At 65.8% G+C, this 650-nt stretch carries 1 pseudogene; it reads left to right on the top strand.

The window, feature by feature from the left end:
* A pseudogene (locus H1B27_RS39705) lies at positions 1 to 650 on the top strand (efflux RND transporter permease subunit); the annotation flags it as partial.

Raw genomic sequence — 650 nt, 5'->3', positions numbered from 1 at the left:
GGTGGAAGCGGTGCTGATCGTGATCGTGGTGGTGTTTCTGTTCCTGGGCTCGTGGCGATCGGTCCTGATCCCCGTCATCGCGATTCCGCTGTCGCTGATCGGCACCTTCGGCCTGATGCTGCTGATGGGATTCTCGATCAACCTGCTGACCCTGCTTGCACTCGTGCTCGCCATCGGGCTCGTGGTGGATGACGCCATCATCGTCGTGGAGAGCGTGCACCGGCTGATCGACGAAGGTGTCGCGCCGGTGAGGCCGCCCTGGAATCCCACGGGCACGTAGACCGCGATCAGAACCACGGTCATGGCGATGATCGGGCTTGCCAGCGCGCGTGCGGACTCGATCGCGGCCTCGACCGGCGCGCTGTTCACCGAGTTCGCCTTCACGCTCGCAGGCGCGGTCACGGTATCTGCGGTGATCGCGCTGACGCTGTCGCCGATGAACTGCGCCTGGCTATTGCGCAAGACCGAGCGCGATGCGACGAACTGGGAGGCGCGCTTGGTCCGGACGATCGACCACGTGCTGGAGTGGCTCTCAGGCGCCTATCGCCGCCGGCTGGAGGCCGTCTTTGCGATGAAGCCGGTCGTGGCCGTGTTCGCGCTGCTGCTGCTGGCCGGCATTCCCTGGCTCTACGCGACCTCGACCAGCGAGC

It is taken from the genome of Bradyrhizobium diversitatis (genome assembly GCF_016031635.1).
Classification (GTDB): Bacteria; Pseudomonadota; Alphaproteobacteria; order Rhizobiales; family Xanthobacteraceae; genus Bradyrhizobium; species Bradyrhizobium diversitatis.
Note: the sequence above shows the minus strand (reverse complement) of the source record. Positions and strands in the feature narration are given on the sequence as shown.